The sequence below is a fragment of the Paenibacillus medicaginis genome (genome assembly GCF_042138635.1).
GTDB classification, from domain to species: Bacteria; Bacillota; Bacilli; order Paenibacillales; family Paenibacillaceae; genus Paenibacillus; species Paenibacillus medicaginis.
Genome location: NZ_JBHIRY010000001.1, coordinates 209,435 through 232,093, shown reverse-complemented (window position 1 = coordinate 232,093; position 22,659 = coordinate 209,435). Strand labels below are relative to the sequence as shown.

General features: G+C 34.7%; 47 protein-coding genes. 45 read left to right on the top strand and 2 right to left on the bottom strand.

The features are described 5' to 3' along the window. Window positions 1–79 precede the first annotated feature (79 nt). From ACE5LO_RS01600 to ACE5LO_RS01460, 29 genes are all read left to right on the top strand, one after another. Window positions 80–295 (top strand): hypothetical protein, encoded by a 216-nt coding sequence (locus ACE5LO_RS01600; RefSeq protein WP_375518331.1) that lies wholly within the window; start codon window positions 80–82, stop codon window positions 293–295. Window positions 296–390: 95 nt separating this feature from the next. After that, the gene (locus ACE5LO_RS01595; protein ID WP_375518330.1) at window positions 391–582 is read left to right on the top strand and encodes a hypothetical protein; all 192 of its coding nucleotides are present in this window, start codon (window positions 391–393) and stop codon (window positions 580–582) included. Between the two features lie 108 nt (window positions 583–690). Further along, the gene (locus tag ACE5LO_RS01590) at window positions 691–1,137 is read left to right on the top strand and encodes a hypothetical protein (protein WP_375518329.1); all 447 of its coding nucleotides are present in this window, start codon (window positions 691–693) and stop codon (window positions 1,135–1,137) included. 63 nt (window positions 1,138–1,200) lie between these two features. After that, window positions 1,201–1,485 carry a DUF4258 domain-containing protein gene (locus ACE5LO_RS01585; RefSeq protein WP_375518328.1) on the top strand — a complete coding sequence of 95 codons (285 nt, stop codon included), beginning with the start codon at window positions 1,201–1,203 and terminating at the stop codon, window positions 1,483–1,485. A gap of 74 nt (window positions 1,486–1,559) precedes the next feature. Beyond that, window positions 1,560–1,769, top strand: coding sequence for a YgiT-type zinc finger protein (locus ACE5LO_RS01580; RefSeq protein WP_375518327.1), 210 nt, complete (start codon window positions 1,560–1,562; stop codon window positions 1,767–1,769). 116 nt (window positions 1,770–1,885) lie between these two features. Beyond that, window positions 1,886–4,192 (top strand): N-6 DNA methylase, encoded by a 2,307-nt coding sequence (locus ACE5LO_RS01575; protein ID WP_375518326.1) that lies wholly within the window; start codon window positions 1,886–1,888, stop codon window positions 4,190–4,192. Between the two features lie 110 nt (window positions 4,193–4,302). Continuing rightward, window positions 4,303–4,986 carry a hypothetical protein gene (locus ACE5LO_RS01570; protein WP_375518325.1) on the top strand — a complete coding sequence of 228 codons (684 nt, stop codon included), beginning with the start codon at window positions 4,303–4,305 and terminating at the stop codon, window positions 4,984–4,986. Window positions 4,987–5,665: 679 nt separating this feature from the next. Next, entirely contained in the window at window positions 5,666–6,088 is a 423-nt protein-coding gene (locus ACE5LO_RS01565; RefSeq protein WP_375518324.1) for a hypothetical protein, read from the top strand. Between the two features lie 97 nt (window positions 6,089–6,185). Continuing rightward, entirely contained in the window at window positions 6,186–6,527 is a 342-nt protein-coding gene (locus tag ACE5LO_RS01560; protein WP_375518323.1) for a hypothetical protein, read from the top strand. Window positions 6,528–6,557: 30 nt separating this feature from the next. Further along, entirely contained in the window at window positions 6,558–6,785 is a 228-nt protein-coding gene (locus ACE5LO_RS01555) for a hypothetical protein (protein WP_375518322.1), read from the top strand. A 266-nt stretch (window positions 6,786–7,051) separates the two neighbouring features. Further along, a complete protein-coding gene (locus ACE5LO_RS01550) occupies window positions 7,052–7,204 on the top strand; it encodes a hypothetical protein (protein ID WP_375518321.1) in 153 nt (50 codons plus the stop codon). Window positions 7,205–7,411: 207 nt separating this feature from the next. Next, a complete protein-coding gene (locus ACE5LO_RS01545) occupies window positions 7,412–7,891 on the top strand; it encodes a hypothetical protein (protein ID WP_375518320.1) in 480 nt (159 codons plus the stop codon). Between the two features lie 67 nt (window positions 7,892–7,958). Continuing rightward, complete coding sequence (locus ACE5LO_RS01540) at window positions 7,959–8,105, top strand: hypothetical protein (protein ID WP_375518319.1); 147 nt, start codon at window positions 7,959–7,961, stop codon at window positions 8,103–8,105. Window positions 8,106–8,402: 297 nt separating this feature from the next. Next, window positions 8,403–8,780, top strand: coding sequence for a hypothetical protein (locus ACE5LO_RS01535; protein WP_375518318.1), 378 nt, complete (start codon window positions 8,403–8,405; stop codon window positions 8,778–8,780). Window positions 8,781–9,131: 351 nt separating this feature from the next. Beyond that, window positions 9,132–9,479: an aminoacyl-tRNA hydrolase gene (locus ACE5LO_RS01530; RefSeq protein WP_375518317.1), complete on the top strand. Its 348-nt coding sequence runs from the start codon at window positions 9,132–9,134 to the stop codon at window positions 9,477–9,479. Between the two features lie 45 nt (window positions 9,480–9,524). Next, on the top strand, window positions 9,525–9,737 hold the full coding sequence (locus tag ACE5LO_RS01525) for a hypothetical protein (RefSeq protein WP_375518316.1): 213 nt from the start codon (window positions 9,525–9,527) through the stop codon (window positions 9,735–9,737). A 143-nt stretch (window positions 9,738–9,880) separates the two neighbouring features. Beyond that, window positions 9,881–10,156, top strand: coding sequence for a hypothetical protein (locus tag ACE5LO_RS01520; RefSeq protein ID WP_375518315.1), 276 nt, complete (start codon window positions 9,881–9,883; stop codon window positions 10,154–10,156). Between the two features lie 287 nt (window positions 10,157–10,443). Next, window positions 10,444–10,800: a nucleotidyltransferase family protein gene (locus tag ACE5LO_RS01515; protein WP_375518314.1), complete on the top strand. Its 357-nt coding sequence runs from the start codon at window positions 10,444–10,446 to the stop codon at window positions 10,798–10,800. Between the two features lie 84 nt (window positions 10,801–10,884). Next, the gene (locus tag ACE5LO_RS01510; protein WP_375518313.1) at window positions 10,885–11,139 is read left to right on the top strand and encodes a DUF3653 domain-containing protein; all 255 of its coding nucleotides are present in this window, start codon (window positions 10,885–10,887) and stop codon (window positions 11,137–11,139) included. 130 nt (window positions 11,140–11,269) lie between these two features. Beyond that, entirely contained in the window at window positions 11,270–11,452 is a 183-nt protein-coding gene (locus tag ACE5LO_RS01505; RefSeq protein ID WP_375518312.1) for a hypothetical protein, read from the top strand. A gap of 77 nt (window positions 11,453–11,529) precedes the next feature. Beyond that, window positions 11,530–12,069: a hypothetical protein gene (locus tag ACE5LO_RS01500; protein ID WP_375518311.1), complete on the top strand. Its 540-nt coding sequence runs from the start codon at window positions 11,530–11,532 to the stop codon at window positions 12,067–12,069. Between the two features lie 363 nt (window positions 12,070–12,432). Next, on the top strand, window positions 12,433–12,810 hold the full coding sequence (locus tag ACE5LO_RS01495) for a hypothetical protein (protein WP_375518310.1): 378 nt from the start codon (window positions 12,433–12,435) through the stop codon (window positions 12,808–12,810). Window positions 12,811–13,021: 211 nt separating this feature from the next. Then, complete coding sequence (locus ACE5LO_RS01490) at window positions 13,022–13,540, top strand: hypothetical protein (protein ID WP_375518309.1); 519 nt, start codon at window positions 13,022–13,024, stop codon at window positions 13,538–13,540. Between the two features lie 47 nt (window positions 13,541–13,587). Then, the gene (locus ACE5LO_RS01485; RefSeq protein ID WP_375518308.1) at window positions 13,588–13,995 is read left to right on the top strand and encodes a hypothetical protein; all 408 of its coding nucleotides are present in this window, start codon (window positions 13,588–13,590) and stop codon (window positions 13,993–13,995) included. A 37-nt stretch (window positions 13,996–14,032) separates the two neighbouring features. Further along, a complete protein-coding gene (locus ACE5LO_RS01480; protein ID WP_375518307.1) occupies window positions 14,033–14,254 on the top strand; it encodes a hypothetical protein in 222 nt (73 codons plus the stop codon). Window positions 14,255–14,283: 29 nt separating this feature from the next. After that, window positions 14,284–14,643, top strand: a complete 360-nt coding sequence (locus tag ACE5LO_RS01475) for a hypothetical protein (RefSeq protein ID WP_375518306.1) — start codon at window positions 14,284–14,286, stop codon at window positions 14,641–14,643. Between the two features lie 55 nt (window positions 14,644–14,698). Continuing rightward, complete coding sequence (locus tag ACE5LO_RS01470) at window positions 14,699–14,956, top strand: hypothetical protein (RefSeq protein ID WP_375518305.1); 258 nt, start codon at window positions 14,699–14,701, stop codon at window positions 14,954–14,956. A gap of 35 nt (window positions 14,957–14,991) precedes the next feature. Continuing rightward, on the top strand, window positions 14,992–15,543 hold the full coding sequence (locus tag ACE5LO_RS01465; RefSeq protein WP_375518304.1) for a hypothetical protein: 552 nt from the start codon (window positions 14,992–14,994) through the stop codon (window positions 15,541–15,543). A 29-nt stretch (window positions 15,544–15,572) separates the two neighbouring features. Next, window positions 15,573–15,821 (top strand): hypothetical protein, encoded by a 249-nt coding sequence (locus ACE5LO_RS01460; RefSeq protein ID WP_375518303.1) that lies wholly within the window; start codon window positions 15,573–15,575, stop codon window positions 15,819–15,821. A gap of 116 nt (window positions 15,822–15,937) precedes the next feature. Here ACE5LO_RS01460 and ACE5LO_RS01455 read toward each other — a convergent pair whose 3' ends face one another. Further along, the gene (locus ACE5LO_RS01455; protein WP_375518302.1) at window positions 15,938–16,438 is read right to left on the bottom strand and encodes a hypothetical protein; all 501 of its coding nucleotides are present in this window, start codon (window positions 16,436–16,438) and stop codon (window positions 15,938–15,940) included. 245 nt (window positions 16,439–16,683) lie between these two features. On the opposite strand from ACE5LO_RS01455, the gene ACE5LO_RS01450 reads away from it, so the two are divergent. The 16 genes from ACE5LO_RS01450 (at window position 16,684) to ACE5LO_RS01375 (ending at window position 22,087) form a co-directional block, all read left to right on the top strand. Further along, on the top strand, window positions 16,684–17,067 hold the full coding sequence (locus ACE5LO_RS01450) for a type II toxin-antitoxin system PemK/MazF family toxin (protein ID WP_375518301.1): 384 nt from the start codon (window positions 16,684–16,686) through the stop codon (window positions 17,065–17,067). A gap of 196 nt (window positions 17,068–17,263) precedes the next feature. After that, window positions 17,264–17,479, top strand: coding sequence for a hypothetical protein (locus ACE5LO_RS01445; protein ID WP_375518300.1), 216 nt, complete (start codon window positions 17,264–17,266; stop codon window positions 17,477–17,479). Window positions 17,480–17,501: 22 nt separating this feature from the next. Further along, complete coding sequence (locus ACE5LO_RS01440; RefSeq protein ID WP_375518299.1) at window positions 17,502–17,669, top strand: hypothetical protein; 168 nt, start codon at window positions 17,502–17,504, stop codon at window positions 17,667–17,669. Between the two features lie 25 nt (window positions 17,670–17,694). Continuing rightward, window positions 17,695–17,886 carry a hypothetical protein gene (locus tag ACE5LO_RS01435; protein WP_375518298.1) on the top strand — a complete coding sequence of 64 codons (192 nt, stop codon included), beginning with the start codon at window positions 17,695–17,697 and terminating at the stop codon, window positions 17,884–17,886. Between the two features lie 35 nt (window positions 17,887–17,921). After that, the gene (locus ACE5LO_RS01430; protein ID WP_375518297.1) at window positions 17,922–18,128 is read left to right on the top strand and encodes a hypothetical protein; all 207 of its coding nucleotides are present in this window, start codon (window positions 17,922–17,924) and stop codon (window positions 18,126–18,128) included. Window positions 18,129–18,156: 28 nt separating this feature from the next. Then, window positions 18,157–18,384 carry a hypothetical protein gene (locus tag ACE5LO_RS01425; protein ID WP_375518296.1) on the top strand — a complete coding sequence of 76 codons (228 nt, stop codon included), beginning with the start codon at window positions 18,157–18,159 and terminating at the stop codon, window positions 18,382–18,384. A 68-nt stretch (window positions 18,385–18,452) separates the two neighbouring features. After that, window positions 18,453–19,097 (top strand): hypothetical protein, encoded by a 645-nt coding sequence (locus ACE5LO_RS01420; RefSeq protein ID WP_375518295.1) that lies wholly within the window; start codon window positions 18,453–18,455, stop codon window positions 19,095–19,097. Between the two features lie 48 nt (window positions 19,098–19,145). Next, a complete protein-coding gene (locus tag ACE5LO_RS01415) occupies window positions 19,146–19,424 on the top strand; it encodes a hypothetical protein (RefSeq protein ID WP_375518294.1) in 279 nt (92 codons plus the stop codon). 247 nt (window positions 19,425–19,671) lie between these two features. Further along, complete coding sequence (locus tag ACE5LO_RS01410; protein ID WP_375518293.1) at window positions 19,672–19,821, top strand: hypothetical protein; 150 nt, start codon at window positions 19,672–19,674, stop codon at window positions 19,819–19,821. 230 nt (window positions 19,822–20,051) lie between these two features. After that, window positions 20,052–20,225, top strand: coding sequence for a hypothetical protein (locus ACE5LO_RS01405; RefSeq protein WP_375518292.1), 174 nt, complete (start codon window positions 20,052–20,054; stop codon window positions 20,223–20,225). Between the two features lie 49 nt (window positions 20,226–20,274). Then, window positions 20,275–20,502, top strand: coding sequence for a hypothetical protein (locus tag ACE5LO_RS01400; RefSeq protein WP_375518291.1), 228 nt, complete (start codon window positions 20,275–20,277; stop codon window positions 20,500–20,502). A gap of 52 nt (window positions 20,503–20,554) precedes the next feature. Continuing rightward, window positions 20,555–21,046: a hypothetical protein gene (locus ACE5LO_RS01395; RefSeq protein ID WP_375518290.1), complete on the top strand. Its 492-nt coding sequence runs from the start codon at window positions 20,555–20,557 to the stop codon at window positions 21,044–21,046. Between the two features lie 22 nt (window positions 21,047–21,068). Then, complete coding sequence (locus tag ACE5LO_RS01390; RefSeq protein ID WP_375518289.1) at window positions 21,069–21,308, top strand: hypothetical protein; 240 nt, start codon at window positions 21,069–21,071, stop codon at window positions 21,306–21,308. A 23-nt stretch (window positions 21,309–21,331) separates the two neighbouring features. Further along, window positions 21,332–21,622 (top strand): hypothetical protein, encoded by a 291-nt coding sequence (locus ACE5LO_RS01385; protein WP_375518288.1) that lies wholly within the window; start codon window positions 21,332–21,334, stop codon window positions 21,620–21,622. A gap of 38 nt (window positions 21,623–21,660) precedes the next feature. Then, window positions 21,661–21,888, top strand: a complete 228-nt coding sequence (locus tag ACE5LO_RS01380) for a hypothetical protein (RefSeq protein ID WP_375518287.1) — start codon at window positions 21,661–21,663, stop codon at window positions 21,886–21,888. A gap of 19 nt (window positions 21,889–21,907) precedes the next feature. Further along, entirely contained in the window at window positions 21,908–22,087 is a 180-nt protein-coding gene (locus ACE5LO_RS01375; RefSeq protein ID WP_375518286.1) for a hypothetical protein, read from the top strand. Between the two features lie 230 nt (window positions 22,088–22,317). Here the strand turns inward: ACE5LO_RS01375 and ACE5LO_RS01370 are convergent, their stop codons facing one another. Continuing rightward, window positions 22,318–22,521: a helix-turn-helix domain-containing protein gene (locus ACE5LO_RS01370; RefSeq protein WP_375518285.1), complete on the bottom strand. Its 204-nt coding sequence runs from the start codon at window positions 22,519–22,521 to the stop codon at window positions 22,318–22,320. Between the last annotated feature and the right edge of the window lie 138 nt (window positions 22,522–22,659).

Below are 22,659 nucleotides of genomic sequence, written 5' to 3'. Positions count from 1 at the left end.
TTTGCTCATATATAAAATAAAACTTTACAATAAAATAAATATTTGATACAATGTTTATAGACAGAAGGGAGGGAACAGATTGAATTGGGATGATATCAAAGCATTAGTAACAGTCATTGGGACAATATTCGCAGCAATCATTACATTTTCGCTGAACCGATTCAACAGAAAACACAAACTGGAGGTGAAAAACTTAGAACTAGAACAGCATATCAAACGGCTAAACATCCTAGAGAAAGAACACGAACTAACACAAAAAGGCGTTGAACTCCCGCCAAGAAGAACACGCCTTTAGGCAAATGATACATATATAGAGAGGAGAAATCCTCTCTATGTTATAATAACTATAACACGAAACGGATACAATTAACATGAGAGGAGTTGTTATTGATGAATATGAAGATTCATCACAGGGGATGGTTTGCAAGTGGTATATTTTCAATTGTTTTCGGGATAGTATTACTTTCACTTAGAGCCGAATCAGACCCATTTTATTTGCGTGTATGGATGCCGGTTGTAGCTATATGCTTGTTCGCGGTTGGGGGAGCAGCATTATACAGATCAACAAAAAATTATGATTAAGCCGCTTGTAAAAGCGGTTTTTCTTTGGCATTATAAGATAAAACTTTACAATAAAACTGTTATTTGATAAGATGTAATTAATCAATAATACATAAGGAGCTAGTAGCCATGACAAGACGAACTAAAAAGGAAATGGAACTTATGAAAGGCGATGCTACATATTACCTGCTTCAGACAATCCTAGACCCTCATAAAGCATGGGATATGTTTATTAAGTATCATCTTGAAAATAGCGAACAGATTCCATATTACATTAAAGGTATTAAAGATTTTATTACTGTTTCTGAGCAGCTTAAATTGAGCATGGGACAGGTTACAAAAACGTCTAAGGATGATCCGAGGGAGCGTTTATCTAAACTGACAATGGAACAGTTTAAAGAATCAATTCAACCATTGTTCAAAACAATTAATAACAGGGAATATAAAATATCTCTTGTCCATTTGTACGATTGTATAAATTCTGGAGATTTTTCAGAAAGAATGTTATCTAATGGTGATATTCATAATCTAGAATTGATTAATATTTATTCATTGTTTGACATGGGGGCTATATAAAATAAAACTATACAATAAAACTATAATTTGATATAATATCTATAACGGAGAGGAGATGAAAGCATGAATCCATTATCCAAAAGTGAATTGTTCGCGATAGTCAAAATGTTGGCTTATGATAATGCGATCATATTCACGAAACACGCACGAGAAAGGATGAATGAAAGGAAGTTCAATATTTATGAAGTGAAAGACATACTAATGAATCCCAGACAATATGTCGAAGCTCGATATGACGAAAGTAAAGGGTATACATATAAAATAAAGGGAGGCAAAAAGCGGTTCGCCTCAATTGTATTATCAATAAATAATGAAAACACAATGGTTATTGTGGTTACGGTCATTTGACTGTAACCATGATTTATCATGTACATATGTGGTATAATAAATGGCAAAGGAATTGCCAAAGGAGATGAAAGGATATGAAGCATTTTGTATGCCCTGAGTGTGGTAATAATGAACATAGAGAAATATTTAGCAACGAACAACACGAACAAAATGGCAAGTCGATTACAATCCATAACATTCCTACACTTGAATGCACAGCGTGTGGAGCGCATTCGTACAGTTTCGCAGCATTGGAGTACGTGGAACAACAAAAGACATCCCAGAGCAGCATTAGAACCGTCTAAGCAGGCGGTTTTCTTTTTTGAATTAATAAAATAAATACTTGCAATAAAATCATATTTCGATATAATAGAATTATCGTTAGAGAAAGAACAGCAAATAATAATACGAGGTGAGCGGAATGTACTACGGAGATAAAAGAGAAGCTAAAGTTATGATTGCAAGAGAATTGGTTAAAATGGGCTGGAAAATTTATGGGTGGAAAAATGACGAATCTGACGCAATGATAGACTACTATAGCCCTGCTGATTGGAATGGCATTGCTGAAAAGAACGGCTATGTTCTTTGCATCGATCAGAACAATACTCGTTATAGTGGTTTCGAACAAAAACAATACATAGGTGGTAATTCAGGGTACAAAACAAATACACGGATTCAAAAGCTTTTGGCAATGATGAATGATCCTGCTTCTACAGAAAATGAAAAAGCATCTTGTGCTGTACTGATTGAGAAGGAAAGAGAAAAAGATGCTTCTATTCAAAAGTGGGTAGTAACTGAAACGTATCCTATTTTCTCTTTTACTAACCCACGTGGCACAAGCTGGCACATCGAAAAAGATGGTCAGATTATTGCTAAAGGTAAAGGTGTTTTTGCGGTGAATGAATATGATTGGGAAAACAAAGAGAAGACAGAGTTTCAACAAAAAGCGGAGAAAGTGCAGGCATTGATTAAGCGATTTGAAAAAGTAATTTCAGAAACCGATGCGCTGAAGGCAGAAGTTATACAGGTGCCTGTAAAAGTTATTAAAGAAGTAGAGAAAACTGTTACAAATGTAACACAAAACGATATTAACGATGGGTTTACTTTTATTATGAAAGTTGGATACACACATGGTAAAAATAAAGGAAATAAATACACCTTTACTAACAAAAGAGGAGATTATATCACATTTGCACAATTAACAAAAAATAATAAACCATCCACGAGCATAGGAAAGTCGTGGAGTCTTACAATTGACCGAATTAACGATTTACTTAAAAAGGGTCATATTGCAGTAATTGAGTTCGTAGAAGTAACAGAATACAAAGAGAAAACAGTATATAGAAAGACAGTTAGAAAACAAACCGTTTCCGATGTTCCAGCCATCGAAACAACAGAAGAAGTACAAGCAACAGTAAGTGATAACACAGAAGAAAGCGAAGTTACGGAACCGGCTACAACTAGACAGTTATGGGCATTACATTGTGCTACAAAGCTTGACACTAGAGGAATGAAAATTAGCAAAACAAAAGCATCCGAATTGATCACAAAGTCAAAAGTGGGACACAACATTATATTAGAAGTAAAAGCGTATATGAACACTAATGCAGCAATTGCGTCAGAAAAATCAAATAATGATGAAGCTAAAACAGAAAAAAAAGATGAAGAGCGTAGCCAAACAAAATACATTTCAAAAATTGATAAGCAAATTGAATCAATACAAAATAAATTGAATTCTATTTCTGGCGAATATCTCACCAACACTTGGAAGCGTCAAAATGAAGAAGAATCGAGAGAGGAGAAAAGGGAGCAGTATCGTTTTGATATCGCTATGTTACAATTATTTAGGGAAAAAGCGGCAACTAATGAATTAACACAATTGGAAATAGCTTTATTGAATAATGCCTTCCGCGAAGATATTAGATGTAAATATAATTCCAAAACTAGACATAATTTTGTTATTAAATATCCAGAAATTGACCCGAAACTTGACCCTGATGGAATGTGGAACCTTGAAGTTCCTAAACGTCAAAAGCGATACAACAAAGTAAATATATATAATACTGAACAACTAAAAGAAGCAGTAAATCAATATGGAGAATTGGTAAAAGTAATTGAAACACCATCCAACCCTATTGAACAGCAAATAAAAAAGCTTGAAAATGAAGTCAAGTTAAGAAAGATAACTGGTTATTTTCCAACACCTAAAACAATTGTTCAGCGTATGATTGAATTTGCTGATATTAAAGACGGTGAAACTATTCTAGAGCCGTCAGCGGGCAACGGGAACATCTTAGACGGAATTAAGCAGTATATTGATGACAACGGCTTACAGGCTGAATTGCACGGTATTGAATGTAATTATTCTTTAAGGCATATCCTAGAACTAAAACAGTATAAAGTTGTAGGGGACGACTTTACAGAATTCATCCCATTTGCTAAATATGATAGGGTAATTATGAATCCACCATTTGAGAAAAATCAAGATACAGACCATGTTCTAAAGGCCTATGAATGCCTAAATGATGGAGGAAAACTGGTTGCTATAATGTCGCTTCATTGGACGTTTGCTAACGATTCAAAAAGCGTTCATTTTCGGAATTGGCTGAATGGTAAAGGTTATTACGAAAAGTTGCCAGATGGATCATTTAAAGAGTCAGGGACGGGAGTTAGTACGGTTATAGTTGTTATAGACAAACTTGAGGAAATGAAGGAAGGAATAAAATAAGCCAACAATAAAATGGATATATAAAATAAATACTTGCAATAAAATTATATTTTGATATAATAGAATTATCCAATAAGGATAAATAATAAAAATAAAAGGTGGTAATAATAATGTTCAACTACTATGCAAGTTTTAACCAAGAAAATATGTTTGTAAAACTTGATATGCTTTCGGATCTGCTGGCGAATGCAATTTGCAAAAGCCGTGACAATTGGGAACTGTTGACCGATGCAGAGAAAATCCAAGCTAAAAACGATTTTCTCAACGGTTTGGAAGAAAACGGTATGGTTATCACTGATGAAGTCATTAAGGCCGTAGAAGAGAAATACGAATCCTCTCCAATGGCCGACATGCTAAAAGAATACATAGCAACTAACAGCGTCTATAGTGAGGTTGTGGAGCAGCTTCAGCCAGAACGTAAAGTTACAATGGTTATGTTTACAGAATTCGGCTTTCCTAACGCTGTTCAAACTACGGTTAAAGAAATTAGTGTTAAACCTTACGCACAATATAAAGAGGCGCTGTACATCATTCATAAACCTAAGGGTAAACGTTCAGAGTGGGTTAATATTATCTTGCCTCATAATGACATCATGATCTATGAAGGCTGGATTAATGTGGACATTAACGGTATTACCAAGAATACTGATAAATATATTAAATATAATCAACTCGTAACAGTCACACAGTCTAAATACGGGTGTTTTGACAGACGTTATATGTCTGACCTGCTTAATGCTATTGATAAGCAGCCATTAGCGGTCTACAAGCCAGAAATGGAGGTGTCAGCATGAAATACATCCGTGTTGTTCGTAAAGACGGTAGAATTATCATCAAGAAGCAAGGCACAGAGGCAGATGTATTAGAGTTTACAACGTGCCTACAGACCGATAGGGTTATTTATGAAGGATCGTTTGTATATATTCATTGTGCCGGTTAAAAGGAGGGTTAAACGTGTTAAACTGCGTATCTTGTGGCAAGCCGCTGGAAGTAATTGAGGATGAGGAAGTTTGCACAAATGATTCGTGCATAGCGGCATGGGATTATTCAGTAAATGCAATGTTTATTGCGGATATATAAAATAAATACTTGCAATAATTTTTGTATGAGTTTATAATGAGATTATCAAATAATTATTTTATCTCAAAGGAGCGGATACTGAGTATGAACAAATTTTTCGAGGCAGTTATGTTTACCAGTATAGTATTGTTGTTGTTGGGTGTAATGGTATTCGGGTATGGTATTATGCAGCCAGACAGTTACACACATTTCAACCAGACTATCATAGGATGGGGAGTTTTGGGTTTATTGGTTGGTATGGTAGGTGCTACTGTAACTGCAGTTATCCATGACCCTCATGCACGGGAATAAATAAAATAAACACTTGAAATAATACACAAAAAGTTTATAATGAGGTTAACGAATAAAACAATTATTTTATACGGCGGCGGCCTTACGCGGGAGGTTGTAAAGATGACAAGCTATAGAAACCCTGATCGGATCACACCGAAGCAAGTAGAGAAGTATAAAAATGAACTCTACTTTGTTTGGATTCATGAGGAAAACGGCGATTACTGGGGCGGCATCAAAAACGTTAACGCTTTGAAAGCTCACGAGATAGTTCAAGAATATATGCTTCGGGGTAAGCAGTGCGTTATATGGACTATGAAAGCATACCATAGGTTTCCGGGGATTCCAGCGGATAGAAAGCTTAATACATCAACGTATCGATTCAAATTCCTAGTGGCTCCATTGCTTTATGATGACTCAGAAGTTGTTGAAGGTGAGGTTCTTTGGGACAGAGTGGTCGAATACGTGAAAATGCGCGGGTATTTCGATGAGTATTTGGACCGTAACGGGGCGATTGAAATCGGCACAAAGGTAATAGATATCTGACACAGGGGTTTCGGCCCCTAAGGAGGAAGCGGAGGAATAATAAACAATAAAATTTTAAATTCATTGGAGATGAATAATAATGAGGAACGTAGAAATTATGAAAAAAGTGATTGAATTGGATACACAGCCTTTACTTAGTCAGGAACAAAGCGCAAGGGTTATGGTGCAGATTGCTACCATACGCCAAGCTTTTGGTGTTAAAAATGATGAAACGAATAAACCTGTTAAAGATTATGAGAGAAAACTTGTAATGTCTGATGATGAAATCAGGAAGGACTTTGAAGAATATCTATCATTTCTGAAATGGGCAATTGAAAAGAAGGATGTAGACAAGCAAAGAGAATTTGAAAATCAAATCAATTACTTTATTGACGCGGTAGAGTTTTTCCATAAGGATTTAGCTAAAGAATTTAAAGAAACTGTATTTCAAGGACAATGAAATATTCCTTTGATTGGAGATACGAAAAAAATGGAAGAAATCTTAAATGATCTAAAAATAGAAGCAAAGAAATACAATAATGTAAAGGATTTTATATCTGGTGTTAACCCATATTTTGATAGCATTGGACAATTACATTTCACTAAAAAATATAATGAAACCGTAAAGGGAAACGTTACTACTCTGAGTTATGCCGCCATTACTTTCAGGCGGGAAGGATATCAAGATTTTGAATCATTTTATAATGTAAACAAATAAAGAAAATGGGAGTCTGAGAAATAAAAATTACTATCGAAGAAGATAAACTGAATTTTGGGAAGCAAAAGCAATATATCTTTTGAAAATGTATTTAGATGATGAAATGTTACTTTTATCGTATAAATATAAAATAAGTACTTGAAGTAACTAATTATAAAGTGTATAATAATAAACAAGAAGGAAAAAAATTGAATCTCTCATAAAGAGTATGAAGTTATGAGGGAACCGGTTAAAATTATATTAGTGTATTTAAAGGAGGAAACCTAATGGAAAAGAGAGTAGAACATGAGTTATTGGGAAAAGGTACAGTTGTCGCAATCGATCCTTATCACGAAAATGTTGTACAAGTTCATTTTGATGATTATCAAGGCAAAGCGCAGTGGATGCTTGATGAAACCTTAAGACCGATCAAAGAATAGTAATGGGATTAGATTGCAGCCGTCTAGGCGGTTCCCATATAACGGGATAAGAGCCTTAAGCCTAGAGCGTTAACCGCCTCTATTCTGGCGGTTGGGTGGCAAGAGAAAATGAGGTCATAACAGATTAAATATAAAATAAAACATTGCAATAAGAGTTAATAAAGTGTATAATAACATCATAAGTTAAATACATAGGAGGCGGTTAAGATGGATAAACTTGAGGCCGCAATTAAAAAGGTTCAAAGGTATGAATTGAAGTATAATAATCATTATAAAAAAATAAAAGAAAAGGGCATTGATGAAAAGATCTTTTGGGCAACGTTTCCTCCGGGTTCTGAAGAAAGAAAGTTATTAATCGAATTGAATGATCTTAATGAGAATGTTAGACGAGCAAAGAACGAACTCAAAGAGCGTGAAAGGATCGAAAGTAAGAAAATAGACAGAGTAAATTCAAAAAACACAACAGAAACAAAGAATGAAAATAAAACAACTTTGTGGATGCAATCAAAAACAGGCACTTGGCATAAATTTGGTTTTGAAATTGGGAATGAAAAATATGCAAACTGTCAGAGTTATAATCTCGATAAACCTAATTATCTAAACGGTGACGGCTTAGAAATTCCACCAACTGGGGCGAAAATTTGTAAAAAGTGTTCAGGTCAAAAATCAGGGGAACATTGGGAGTGAATGACTGAAGGGGCGTAAAATCCCCCTCGAAATACTCATTTCATTAGAATATTAGGAGGAATAAACAATGAAAACAAAAGAAGAATTGATTAATTACTATAAAAAACAGTTGGAAAAGGTCGTTGGTACATATGGAAATGACTCTAGAAAAGAAGACTACATTAATCACGCGAAAGCTAATTTAGAAGCAGTAATGAACGGCAGAGGTTGGTAATTGAGAGCGAATAAGTTGTTCAATCTTAAATAGGAAGTGGAAAATGGACTTGTATAGAATTTACGAAGGGACTATCAAGGCAATGCAAAACACACCATGCAAAGTGGTTGTATTCACAGATGGGAAGAATATAAAAGTGTTCCAAAGATCATTCTATAAAAATAATTTGAATAGACCTAATTGGTTCAGAAACAACATCTTAGAGAAGAACAATATAAATTCAATTGAGAGTATACTTCTTTCTTCTGGTTACAAGAGCAGATCAAAGAGTTATTTCACCAAAGCGGAGATGATCATATGAAAAAGTGCCCTAAATGCTTTGGTAAGGGCATCATTAAAAATTACATTATGATTGATGGGGGAAAATGTTACGAATGTAACGGCAAACAGTGGGTAGATGATAACCATGTCATGAGCAAGCCATTTAGAGAATATAAGCCTCCAAAATGGCTAGTAGAAAAAGAAGAAAGAATTATGAGCGATACTGCCAGAATTAGGAATACAGTTGCAAAAAGAATCAAGTCCACGCTTCAAATTAGCGCAATCGAGTGCGAAGACGTCAGGGAATTGATTGATGATTATCATGATAGAGATTTGTTCAATATGAGCGATCAAGAATTTCACAATGTAACCATGAATGCCTATATTGATCTGAAAGAGTTAATGAGGGCATAAAAGCATGATTGCATTGGAGGAATGAAAAAATGACATGGTTTAATTGCTCACAACTAAAGCACAAGAGCAAGCATACAACGCATTACAGCAAGCAGCGGAGCGTATGGGACGGAATAATTATAATGCTCAATATGCAGCGCATATCAAAAGTGGGCGCTCTAACAATACATTCCGTTTCTGCGTTACAGCGGAACACGCATTAGTCGTGGAGTATATGCCAAAGGTTCTAGGTGGAGAAGTAAGCCCAGAAGATGCATTTGCCTTGTTGTGGAACTACGACGTAAAGCAGCAGAGGATAGGGAAATAAAGTCGTTTCTGTTCTAAATAAATGAATAATTACATGATTGGAGGATGAGAACAATTATCACGGATGAAATCGTTCAATACTATGTCGTAAATAAAGAACTTGAAATGTCTGCGGGAAAAGTAGCGGCACAGGTGGCTCATGTTGCAGACAAAATTACCTATCTCCAAAAGGGCGCAGAGAAATATGAAGAATGGCATAGTAAGGATCATCCTAAAATTATCCTTGTAGCCAAGGAAAAAGAACTTCGTAAATTAATAGCCTTGGGATGGGTACATGTAATTGATAACGGTCGTACCGAGATTCCTAGCGGTTCTTTGACGGTTGTAGGTTGCAAGCCTGATTATAAATCAGTTCTTCAACCTGTCGTAAAAAGATATCAACTATACAGATAAATGATTTCATCATATAAATAATTTAAATATGTTGGAGGAATTAAAATGAATGAAAAACTGAAACAATCACGTATCAATCAATATGCTAACAAGTTTTTTGCAGACAATAGCAGAAATACACCTGTAACTGATGCAACACTAGAACACACTTTTAAAAACTGTGTAATTCCTGCTAAACCAGTAATGTATGCAGAAATAAAGGAACGAATTAAAGAAATGAAAGCAGACACTACCTATAAATTCAATAATGAGGAATAAAAGCGGATAAAATGCTTATTTCATAATAAATAAAATATTAAATATGTTAAACCATCTAGTTAACGACAAAATTCGCGTGAGATTTCAAAGTCTCTCTTTACTTTAGGAGTACAAAATGTAAAATGAATGTAGGAGATGATTTCATGAAAAAACGATCAATCAGCCAGCGGCTAAATAAAGCAAGATCGCCGGTAAGCAAAGCGAATATCGCCCTAGCTTGGGCGCAAAACTGGAAAGACGAGCATGACGGTCTAATACGAGACTTGGAACGAGCCATACGCAATGATGATTACGACTTGTTATGCATAACAACGGGGCAGTTAAAGGCAGTTGGACAAAAGCGGCTCGATGCACTCCCACGGGTGCTGTCTCACATGTTGGAGACGGATTCACCAACCAATGCCGAAAGCATGGATTGAAATGAAAAAGAAATATAATCCTATTACCTGTAAGGCATCCGGCTGTGGTAAGGTTTTTGTCCCGTGTAGGCACGATAATTATTACTGCTCATCCCGCTGCCGTGAACGGTATCACAAAGCACGTCAGCGGGACCTTAACCGCATTGAAGGCAAATGTCCTCAATGCGGAGGCGTATGGATCGAACCAAAGATAATGCACCGAGGTCAGCCACACCACTGCCTACGATGCCAGGAATATTACTCCGCCCGTTACCGAGGGAAAGTAGACAGAGAGGATATGATACTTTATGCGCAACTCAGAGATATCTAACCTGAATTTCCTTGTGGAGAAAGAGAAATTAGCTTTGGCAGAAGTATTACACAAAATCCAAGTCCCTTTTAAAGTAAGACAGGCAATCCTTTTTGGATCAAAAGCTCGTGGGGATTTTGAATCGGAAAGCGACATAGACTTGCTGGTGTTGACAGAATTAGAGGATTGCCCTGAGAATAGACACTATTTGTCGGATATGCTTTTTGATGTAAATCCGTACTACGAGCCACCTATAAGCGTAATATACTTTAATAAAGTTGACTGGGATTCTGGAAAGGTACTACCCACTTTTAAAAGCAATATTTTGAAGGATGGTGTTAAGATTGTCTTTTAAAGATGGATAATTATTAGCAGGACGCGAGGGGGATGGGAAGCCGTTGCTCTTTTTGCTTTATGATTATTTAGGAGGACACAAGCAATGACAAACAAATGGATTGGTTCAGGCATATGGCAAGGCTGGAGTATTGATGATGAGGTGATTGTTAGCCCTTCTGGACGTACTTATAAGCCTGAAGACATTGAACCTAACTATAAACAGGCAGATCTTGCAAAAGCTTTAGGTGTGACACGTGGAGCAATAGCAGACCGTATTCGTCGAGGGACACTGCCACCATTTGATGACGAATCTAAAAAGACTTGGCATGTGGACACAATAAAACATCTACTAAAATAAGTTTTACAATATGTTCGTATTTGTTCCCCTATACAAAATGTATAGGTCATGGTATTATTTAATTACAGCAAGGGACGACACGGAGCCAACAAACCGGATAGACCGGATGAGGTGAAAGGGGAAAATGAAAATGAAAGCATGGACAGTAAAATTCAAAAGCTATAACAAAAAAGACTATTGTGAAACTGTATCTGGTCGAGACGAACAAGAGGCGCGCAAAAATGCCCAACGTCCTGTTATTAAGAGAGATGACCGCGACGTTATCATGTGGGTCAAAGAAGACACTCAACCAACCCCGTGGTTTGTAAGATGAGAATATAATAACAGCGATGATGTTTGATTCGCATAAGACCTCACCTTTAGGGAGGCAGTGTAAAAGGAGAAAATGAAATGGAAAAAGAAGAGTTTCTGCAGAATGTAATGTCATTTGGAGTAGATAAGTCTTTTCGCAGTAATTTTAAGATTGGGTTAATTTATATTGATGATGTTCCTGTGTCTTATCATTATACACTATCAGAGGATAAACTTTCTTTGGAAAAGTGCAGCGGGGAATATACACTCGGTTGGAAAATAAATGGAATGGATATTATACAAAAAGCAACAAAAGTTGTGTTTACTCACAAATTTATATATGACGCAAGAGGGCTTTGTTACCCTCATGAAAAAGGTAAATGGGAATTAACATCTTCCAATTATCCCGTAAATCAGTTCGATTTTGTAAAAGGAATGAAGATGATAGATCAAGAAAAGATCAAAAATTATGATTATGATAAGGTTCCTGCAGTACAGACTCATTATCATGGAACCTATATTGGCACCCCAGGGATTTTTAAGGAAATGGAACTGCGAGAAGATGGAAATTATAATCCGCTCCGAGATATTAGATATACTGGATTGGAAGTTAAATCTTACTCAAAAGTTATTGGTTAGGTCGTCAATAGGCGACTTTTCTTTTACCGATAAAATCCTGTTTTTATCGTTCAATATATAAAATAAATACTTGCAATAAAATTATACTTTGATATAATGAAGATAGTTAAATAATGAAACGAAAAATGAATATCAAGGTTGGGTGAAGTCATGGGTAAGATGTGCTGGAGAGACTTGGAAAAGGCTGGTACAATTATAATAAATAAAATAATCTAAAAAAAGGAGGAAAACCTAATGTATAAAGGCGGAAAACGAATTGGCGAAAAATTTTATGTAAAAACAAAAGGTTCTAACTGGATTGAATTAACCTTACTTGCTCATTCGGCAAATGAAAAATAAAATTAGATTGGAGGTAATCAGATTGTGCAGCAGTTAACTATAGATGATATCAATAATAAGGCACACTTCAAGATTTACAACGTTTCCGAAATAAACCGGCAATATCTTGAAGCGTTCAAGGAAGAAAAATATCCAGATACCGAGAATAATTCAAGGCATCGTAAAAGTTATAATCAATACAGATGTACATTAAACAACTATCTAGAATCACTTACTAAAGATGTTGCCATGTCAAAGCGCGAGGATATAGACAACTTCCTTGCAGGCGTACCAAATTCTCAGACAAGAAAGAATAAGGAGGCACATATTAAGTCGTTCTTGATTTACTTAATTACAAATAACATCAAGAATTGTAGCAGCAAGGTGAGCAGAGATTTGCTTATAAAACTTCTCGAAATGTAACTACTAGCGACAAATATTTAAGACAGGTGATATAATATGTATAAAGTATCTGTGATTGAAAAGCATAAAGGTAATGTAATAGCTAACACGTATACATTCAGAAACGAATCTGATATGGAATCTTTTATAAAGTTTTGCCGTGAAGATAGATTATTGTATATTCAGCATAGTAACAAGAATAATTTAAGCGCTTAAGAAGGGGAGAACGCTCATGAACAAAGAGGATCTTCAATATTGGAATGATATTAAGAAGAACAAACAAAGAACTAATGGGAACCATCTCGTCCCACCGGAAGCAGTTTTGCTTAATAACAATTACAGGATGTGGATTCGTCATAATTTTGCTCACTTTTTTGGAGACCATTGTTATTCTTTAACCATTGACGAGTTAATAAAGCGATACAAAATTAAGTTTGAAGAAGTAGGTTTTGAATGGAAATACGAACACCAAAAAGGCATAGAATATTTTAAACAAAATGGAGTTAAGATTTCTGAATTCAACAAGGAAACAGGATCAGTAAAAGAATGGCACACTTCTAAGGAAGAATCTTATGCGCCGCTATTACTCTTCGCAAAAGACAAATATGCAGATAACAAAGTGTTGGATAATTATAAATATGACGGTCATTATTCGCAAGAAAGATATGAATATATAAATGAATGGACGAGCGATTCTATTATTATAAGTAAAGCAGGAGAACTATTGGCTGGAGAATTTGAGATATACTGATAAACTGATCAAATTTGTATTTCATTAGAATAACAGGAGGATATAAAATGCTAAAAGAAATGGGATTTGATGGTATAAAAAAGTTTTTTGATGAATTAGAGGATGCACCTAACTCAAAATTTCAAAAAGTGCAGCTTTACGGTATGCTTCTGCATAGCCAAAGAATTCGTCTAGCTGAAACGGAAGTAGAAAGAAAGATTGAGAGTGACCATAGACGAATACTAGAAACTACAATCATAAGTGACACAATGGCAATTGTAGAAGCTGAAACGAAGATAAACAAAGGTACTGAAACCTTATACTATCCTGTTGTTAATGGTGTGTATGTTAAGGAATCATTTATATCTTTTGATGAAGCACTGGTATTTTGTTTATGCAAGAAATACGGCCAAGAATTACATGCCCCCGCAATGATCTATAACATGTTAAGAATGGATTTGAAGAATGAACAATGAAAGGTTTAATTCATTTGAAGAATTGGAGGAAATGAGCATGACTTATAAAGTCGGTGATCCTGTTAAAGTTAGAAGAAAGATAGAAATTGTAAAAGATGCTGAGGTAGGATTATGGGGAGAAGAAGCTAAAATTCGTTTGATCGACGGTTTTTGTTTTCCTGTTGAGTTAGAATTTATTGACCCCAAAGTTCAAGCACATTATGAGGGATTGGGCAAGAGAAGATTTGATTTCTTTGAACTTCATAAGCTTAGTCAATGAAATAACTATTTTATAAGGAGCGGTTTAACATGAATAAAAATGAATTGGAAGAGATCAATTCTTATAGTGAGGGAAAGAAACTCCCAATTTCTGCTGAAGATTTGGTAAACAAAAATAATCGAACACTGTTATATGGCTATACTTCAGAGAGAGATACTTGGCATGTATATTTAAAAGATAACGAAATTCACACAATACGTTATAAGGACAATAGTTGTATTACAATGCTTGTAGATTGCAATTCTCATTATGTTCCTGACAAAAGGCTTTATCCAGAACGCTGCGATTATGAGTTCTGTCTGCTTCTAAAGAAAAATCGTGTCAATTTACCATTTACAACATGGACAGAAGATGTTGAAGAAAGAGATTACTATGGGATGGTATTGTAATTAGATCATGAAATGACTGTTTCATTATAAATTATGTGTTAAAGGAGTATATATAGTGAAATGGATTCAGGGAAAGATGAGTCGTTGGGATACTTTTGATACTTGGAAGGCACGATACAAAAACTTTCATATTAAAGTATCAGAGGGAAGCAATGGTTTTTCAAAAAATGTAGAATACTATTGGTTTTCGATTACAAATGAAAAGACAGATACAAGACAAAATTCTTTGTGGTTTGATGGGAAATATTCAACACTCCAAGAGGCTCAGTCCGAAGCAGTAAAATGGATCGACGATTATTTGAAAGGTAAATAAAATGGCTATTGTATGGGAAGGAGTGAAAATAAAAAATGCTTCTCGTAAGCAAAACGTTTCAATTAAATAATAAGAAGTATACTTATCATTTGGAAACCGACCTTTATAATATACATGTAAGTTGTTTTAATCACGAACAAGAAGAACATCGAGATGTTGATTTAAACAACGAAATACAGGTGAGAGCTAAAATTATTGATACATTGAATAAAAATTATGGGAGTCAACTTTCTAGAGATATTTTTGGGAATAGAAACGGTATTTCCGCTGAAGTAAGAAGAGAATTTAATATTCCGTTTCCCGATAGTGAAATGTATTATCTGCATAAAGTCGAAACCGCTCTTATTCAAAAAGGGCTGTTTAGGTTGAGTGAAGATCGATCAGTAGTATATGATTATCTTGAATTCATCGACATCAAAATAGTATCAGTTGAATTTAAAGGTAATATTTTTTTGTGCTCTAAAAAATCTGCAGTAGATGAACTCTTAAACGAAGTAAATCGAGAGATAGAGAAAGCACAGAAAATAATCAAGGAGATGCAAGTGATAGAAGATAAATTATTGTTCTTACCAGATAAACTACAATGAAAGGCATGATTTATAGGATGGTGAATTAAATGAGGATTGAAAAAGTCGTCACAGTAATTAGAGATAGAGAGCATTCAGACATAAAACCTAACGTAGCCCAAAGGTTTGATTTTGAAGATGAAGAAGGTAATGAATATGAATGGAATACGGCGACCGATCCCGAACATGTCCGCAAGGGTCAGAAATGGCTTGTTAGGATGACAGTGTTTCAAAGTTCATCGGTTCTTGGGAAACCATTCAAACGTGTTAAGAATGTAGCATTTATAGAAAGACGATGAAATGCAAGTTGTATTGGTCAACGAATATGATTTCTAATTTCGACTTAAAAAAGGACTAATTAAATAAAAGAGCAGACCTCTTGTGCAAAAGCAAAGGTCTGTTCTTTGTTGCTAAATTACCTATAAGCGGGCTTTTTGTTTTCACGTTCAATAATCATTCCTTCTGCCTTTCTTATCAGATCTAGAAGGGTCTGGAGGTCATCTGAAGGATTTATATTCAAACCGTTGGAGTTACGGAGTTCTTCAAGTTCCAGTTCTAATTCTGCATTCTTAGACTTCAGATTCCGTATTTCATTTTCAAACTCCAGATGTTCAAATCTGAACTTCTCAAGAGCATCAATTATTTGATCAATCGGATTAAGTTGCTCTTGATTTCTCACAACTATAGCAACATCTTTACTCTGCCGACCTTGCAACTTTGCTTCTTTTATCTCGTTGTTATATCTGTGTCGCAACTCAGCATTCCACCTAAAACCACAAGCTGCCGCCGTCCTGCTCTGAATCTCTGCTACTTTCGCAAAAGCTTTTAATTGAGTGCTTCCAGTCCTTATATGGTCTATCACAGTCTGAGTCAACATATTATCATCGTTTTCTGTCCATTTGTCCTTACGATTCATGATATCACCTCAATTTATATACCATCCTGATTATATATTATCCTGATAACATGAAATTTATTCCTTATCATATTTTGAAGTAAATGTAAACGATAAAATTCCCCTAAAATCAGTAAAAAAAGAATCTTGACAAGAACAAAAGTTCCTATTGTATTGCAAGTATTTATTCTTTATAATGTGGATATAAATAGATTATGAGATATGAAGAATAATAAAAATAAATAATAAATAGGAGAGATGAATTGATGAGTGTAGTAATGGAAAGAGGTAGAGAAGCAAAGGAAAGTGTTTACCGAGGGGAGATATGGCTTGTAGATCTAAATAATGGTCGTAAGCGGGAGCAAAGCGGGATTAGACCTTGCTTGGTAATTTCCAATAATTTGGGAAATAAATATTCTCCAGTTGTCATTGTAGCACCTATCTCAAGCAGTACAAGCAAAAAAGCAATGCCCACACATGTTAAACTTGAAGCCGGTAAAAATGGAGTGCTCAGAGATTCACTTATATTTTGTGAACAAATTAAAACGGTAGACAAAGAGTTCTTGATTCACAAGATTACATCTGTTGATGTTGATAAGATGAAAGAAATTGAAACAGCAGTAAGAATAAGTTTAGGATTATCGTTTTAATTCAAAAGAGGATTACCATCTTATTCAAGGGGATGGTTAGATATGAACAGTACATAGGCCTGATCAGAATATAAATAGCCGATCAGGCCATAAATATAACTGTTGACAGATATAAAATAAAAATATACAATAATGTTAACTTAATGATGAATACATAAGAAGCCAATAAATCTATATTTTCATTGGAGGGAGCGTTATGAAGAGACTTAAAGAGATAGAGTTGCAATATCTAAATAAACAAATTAACAAGACAGAACTGTATGATGATGTTGCGAGGTTTCTTTCTAATCGAAAAGGTGAAGAATTCGAAGGGGCGAATTGGGAAGTAGTCGAACTGGTTGAACGTTTGAATCTTGGGAAATCTGCTCTCGGCAAGATATTCAGAAAGTCTAGAGAAATATATAATAGATAAGAAGACGAAGGAGATAAAAGAGATGAACTTGAAACTGGTTGTTAATGAGAAATCTAAATATACAAGCGAAGATGCAACTGCGTACTACGCACTATATAATGGTGAAATACTTCTTCGAAAAACATCAAGCGCAGAATTTATTCTAAATGTGTTGTCTGAATTCAAAGGCTACAATGTGGAAATAAAATGATCCATTCATAGGGAGGGTGTAACCGATGGCTCGTAAAGCAAAATGTGTAGCGTGTGGACGTGAAATCGATACTCAGAAATTTAGTCACTATAAATTTGGAAGAGATATTGTGTGTTACGTTGAAGCGTCTGAGGATTGTGTTGTACATTATGCTTATAGACACTTCCAAGAACGAGGAGACGGAGAAGGTCGCGCATCTGATAGTGATTATGAGTAAGGCAATAAAATCGATCATTCTTGAGGAGATGGAAAATGTTCAAAATTAAATTGGGAATTGCAGAAATCACGTGGACTTGGAAAGTAGGTACTGAGGCAAAAGTAGTACGTGTTTTAAGAGAAAGAGGAAGAATGGCAGCAATTAAATACTATAAATGTGATATAAAAAGCAGAAATGTTGAATGGCAGACTAGCAGAGATTACATTGATTATCTAGAAGAGAAATATAATATCATTAAATAAAGTATTTCTTTAATAAGGAGTTGGAAGTATGAAACAACGAAAACAGTGGTTTGAAAAGTACATCGGTTGCTGTTTTGGTATTGACGGAGAAGAATACATATTTCAAGGCACATTTTTAAATACCAAAACCAGCAGCGGCTCACCTTATCAATATGTGTTTGAAGCAGAAGGAAAACCACAAGTACTATTGACTTATAAAGAAGCCCGCTCAGTTATGGGAGCAATGGTTGATAAGTACACATATAAGATGAAATGAATATTTTATTGTTACTTCTTGATATGCTAAAATCTTAGAAAGGAATGTTTTTTAAGGGAGGAAAAATCTTGATTAACACAGGCAACTTAGAAAACGCGGATTCAATTATAATTAACTCAGAAAAGGAATTTGTCGATCTTTTTGAATGGGGAAAGATACAGGGTCTAGATAATTTTAGTTTAGAACAAATTCCAATGGAATCTGCAAAAATATTAATTGAAGATAAAATTGAAGTTGTTTTTATTGATGTTGAAAGAACTGTAATGTTTTTATATTTAGAAAGAGATAATGACGTAGTCGGACACTGGTTTTTGAATAAGGATTCAAAAGAAATCGCTATAGCTTCAAATATCAGTAATAAAAACTTTTTGGATGCTAATGTTGACATGATCGTTAGTGGTTTTACAAATTTTTGGAAATCGACAATGATGTATATGCTGAAATACAAGTCAAATACCAACAAAATTGCCACCAATACAGAAACTGTTACGGTAAAAACAAAAAGAAAAGCAAATAGAAAAAGGTACACTGTCTATATCAATAAATCAACTTATACAGTTAAATCCCCAATTTCGAAAAAGAAAGTGAATTGGAAGCCAGAATCTTGGGGTGTACGTGGTCACATCAGAAAACTAAAGAACGGGAAAGAGATTTTCGTCAGACCATATACTAAAGGAAAAGGAAAGAGAAATCCAAAAGACTATAAATTATAGTTCTAAGGTGAATGAATAGATTATTCTATAGGGAGATGAAATGAAGGAATGAATAATGACAATGGACTAACTACTATAGATGAGGCGAGAAGGTTTTTCGAAGATTTTTATGATGACGCAAATATTCTAAAAAAGGTTGAATTGAAATGTTGGATAAATCACTCTGAGAGTAGAAATAAAAACAATAACATTCCTTTTACTTACTACAATTACATAAACCATATGAGCGTTACTGATTATATACATCAGATAAATCTTAGAATGATCAATGTTGATGACTTAGGTAGAAAAGAATTTGTTGTTAATGAGTTGTTGAACGGGCGATAAAAGGATTCTTTTATTCTAAAAATGAAATTAAAGGAGTTGTTTACTTTGGGACGGTACAAAGTATTGAATTTTGAGAGAGACGGAAAAGAAGGTGAACGAGATTGTGAGTGTTGTAATAGTATTCAGAGGCTATGTTTAGATAATAAAGACGGAAAAGAAAGTTATGTTTGCATGACATGTAACGAGGTTTACAGAAATCAGAATTATGAATAAAAGAAGTATTTCATGATAAGGAGAGAGTTGACAAATGAATAAAGTAAAAAAGACGATGCAAGGACTTAGGAATGAGTATTTTGAACTTACTGGCGAATATCCGTCAGCGGCAGGTTACGGATTATTTTCATCCAAAGAGGATTTAATGTATCTGATTAGGTTAGAAAAGGAATTGAGACGATGAAATAAGTCTTTATTCAGATCAGAAAACAAAGGAGCGGCTTGAATGTTGAAATGCGAAGTATGTGATTTTGAAAGCTCTTCACTAGATGAAGTAACTTTTTACGACATCAATGGTTATGGATACTTTGATGAATACGACGTTGAAAACAATTGTCAAAACCCAGATGCACTAGCCCATGTTCTGTGTACTGGATGTGCTGATACTTTTAATTTCTCAAAGTAGGTGAGTGTATGAATGGATATAAAGAGGTTCCTTATACCATAGAGATAGACTGGGTAAATAGTACAGTGATACTTAACTTGCCTTATTCCAAGGAAAAGATCGTTGTAACAGAAAAGGTTTCAAAATCAATAGCCGATGGGTTTAGGCTTATTGATGCTAAAAAGATGAAATATTTTAATTAAGATACGATCATATGAGTCAAGTCTTTAAATTAGATGAAACGGGGTTGCTATGAAGTTATATGAAAAGAAGGAATTATTAGAGGTCTTAGCGCAAGATTACATCTATGAGAAAGAACAAAATAAAGTGTGGCAAAGAGAAGATGGATTTTATTATGGGATTGCTCTAGGAAAATTATTAGGGGCCTGTACCGCGTTTAAGTATGAATTGAATGTATCCAATGATGTTATAAAAATATATAATAGGAAACAAACTGTAGTAGAGATCGAACTTTCTTAATAAAATAAATAATAAAAATAATAATATTATAAAAAATGGAGATGGATATATCGTGCAAACTAAATTTAAGCATCCAATGATGGCCGTTGCCAAGGACTCTATTTCTGGATTTGAAGGGGTTATTATTGCTCGTACTGCCCATTTGTTTGGCTGTGCTCAATATGGTCTTGCGCCTCAAGAATTAGCTTCTGACGGAACACCAAAAAAGACAGAATATTTTGATGAGGCAAGAATTGAGATTTTAGACGCAACAAATGCTGTTTATGGTGATGACGAGTATGCAGACATTTTTGCGGTTCCACTAGGAACAGAAGTAAAGGATAAAGTATCGGGATTTGAAGGAAAAGTTTTGATGACGGTTGAGTATCTACATAATTGCAGCCAATATTATGTTGAACCTCCAGTAGATAAAGATGGTAAGCCGCGCGAAGGTCAATTCTATGACGAGGGAAGATTGGCCGTAATCGGCGAAGGTATTGCTCCTGAAGAAGTTGCAGTTCCTAAACGTGGTTCTTTATTTACAAGAGATCAGCCAACACGATAAGAATTTTAGGAGGAGTGTAATTATGTTAGAAAAGACATTCAAATTTAGTGGTTATAATTCAGGTGACTATGAGAGTTTTTGTTTTGCTGTGAGTCGGGACGAATTTATTAGATTAACTGGGCATAAACCAGATTCGTATTGCAAAAATCCTTTTCATAAGAGACGTTTTAATTTTTATCCAAATGATCTTGTAGAGCATCTGGACGGGAAACTTGAATATGAGTTTGAGATAACAGTTAAGGCTAAACCAATAAAAAAGTAAATTCATAGGAGGATGAAAAGAGTATGATTACAATGACTCAAGATGAATGCATTAATTGCGGAGGTTCAGAATCACTTGAACACTTTCAAATAAATGATTTCGATGGTTTCTGTCACAGTAGCAAACGCATGAAAATTTGTACAAAATGCACAGACAATAATTCGCAGATTACAGAGGTTGGATTATTTCTAAAACTGGAAGACGGTTTGTTTTATCATACTGGTTGGGGTGTATATGAAAAAGTAAAAAGCAAGAATCAATTAGATAGGATATTTAACAGGGATTATTATGAATTACTAAGACACATTCAATGAAAAGCAGATTTTATAAATTAGTAGGGGAGATATAGTACATGGGAGTGCATCAAAATATCACAGCAAATAAATTTCCGAGACAAGGAGAATGGTTAGATACTGATGTTGAAGTATGCTTTCACTACAATACAAATACTAAGTTCAGAGGGAAAATAATACGCGATGATATGGAGGAGCCTAACCGCATGATTATACAATTAGAAGATGGCAGAGTAGTCCTTTCAACTGAATGCCAGTACAGTTCTATACAATCTGATGAAAAGTGAATTTTAAGGGGGATGAAGTTTGTTCAGCGAAATGAGTGAAGAACGGGCGAAAATAATGAAAACAAAAGACTCGGAATTTCTAGTGAATATGCTTTTCTATATCAGCGGTTTTATGGGTAATGATTCTAAATTTCAAAACGCATTTGATGCTGCACTTGAGGATGTAGTACGTATTAGGACAATTAAAGAGGAATTTTGACAATGTATGTTTAGAATCTGGCGAGAGTGATTTGGTAAAATAATCAAAAGCAGAGCAGAGGAGACAGGTATGATTTGTTCATATTGCAATAACAAAAGAAAAATTGAAGTTGTAATTGAACCTAAAATAAATGATCAGTCTTTAATTGAGGTTAGAAGAGAGGTCATAAGGATAACCTGTCCCTTCTGCTATGGTCAAGATGACGAACAACTAAAAAATTGAAGTAGAAGCTACTTCTTAAGTTTTAAAAGATCCGATATGTCAATATTTAACTCATCACAGATTAAAGCAAGATTAGCTACCGAAATCTGTTTAGATACGTTATTGCACATATCATTAATGGTTCCTTGTCTTATTCCGGTTCTTCTGGACAATTCTCGCTCAGATATGTTTTTCTTTTCTAATATATATTTGAGCTGTATTTCCACAAGCATAATTTTTTCCTCCAAGAACCAATTAGGGAGTTGACACGAAAATTGCATCAGGAGTATACTGATACTGAGTGAAACGAAAATCGTGTCAAAAAACAGGCATGACAAAAACTCCCTAACACTCAGCAGGGAGTTTCTTTG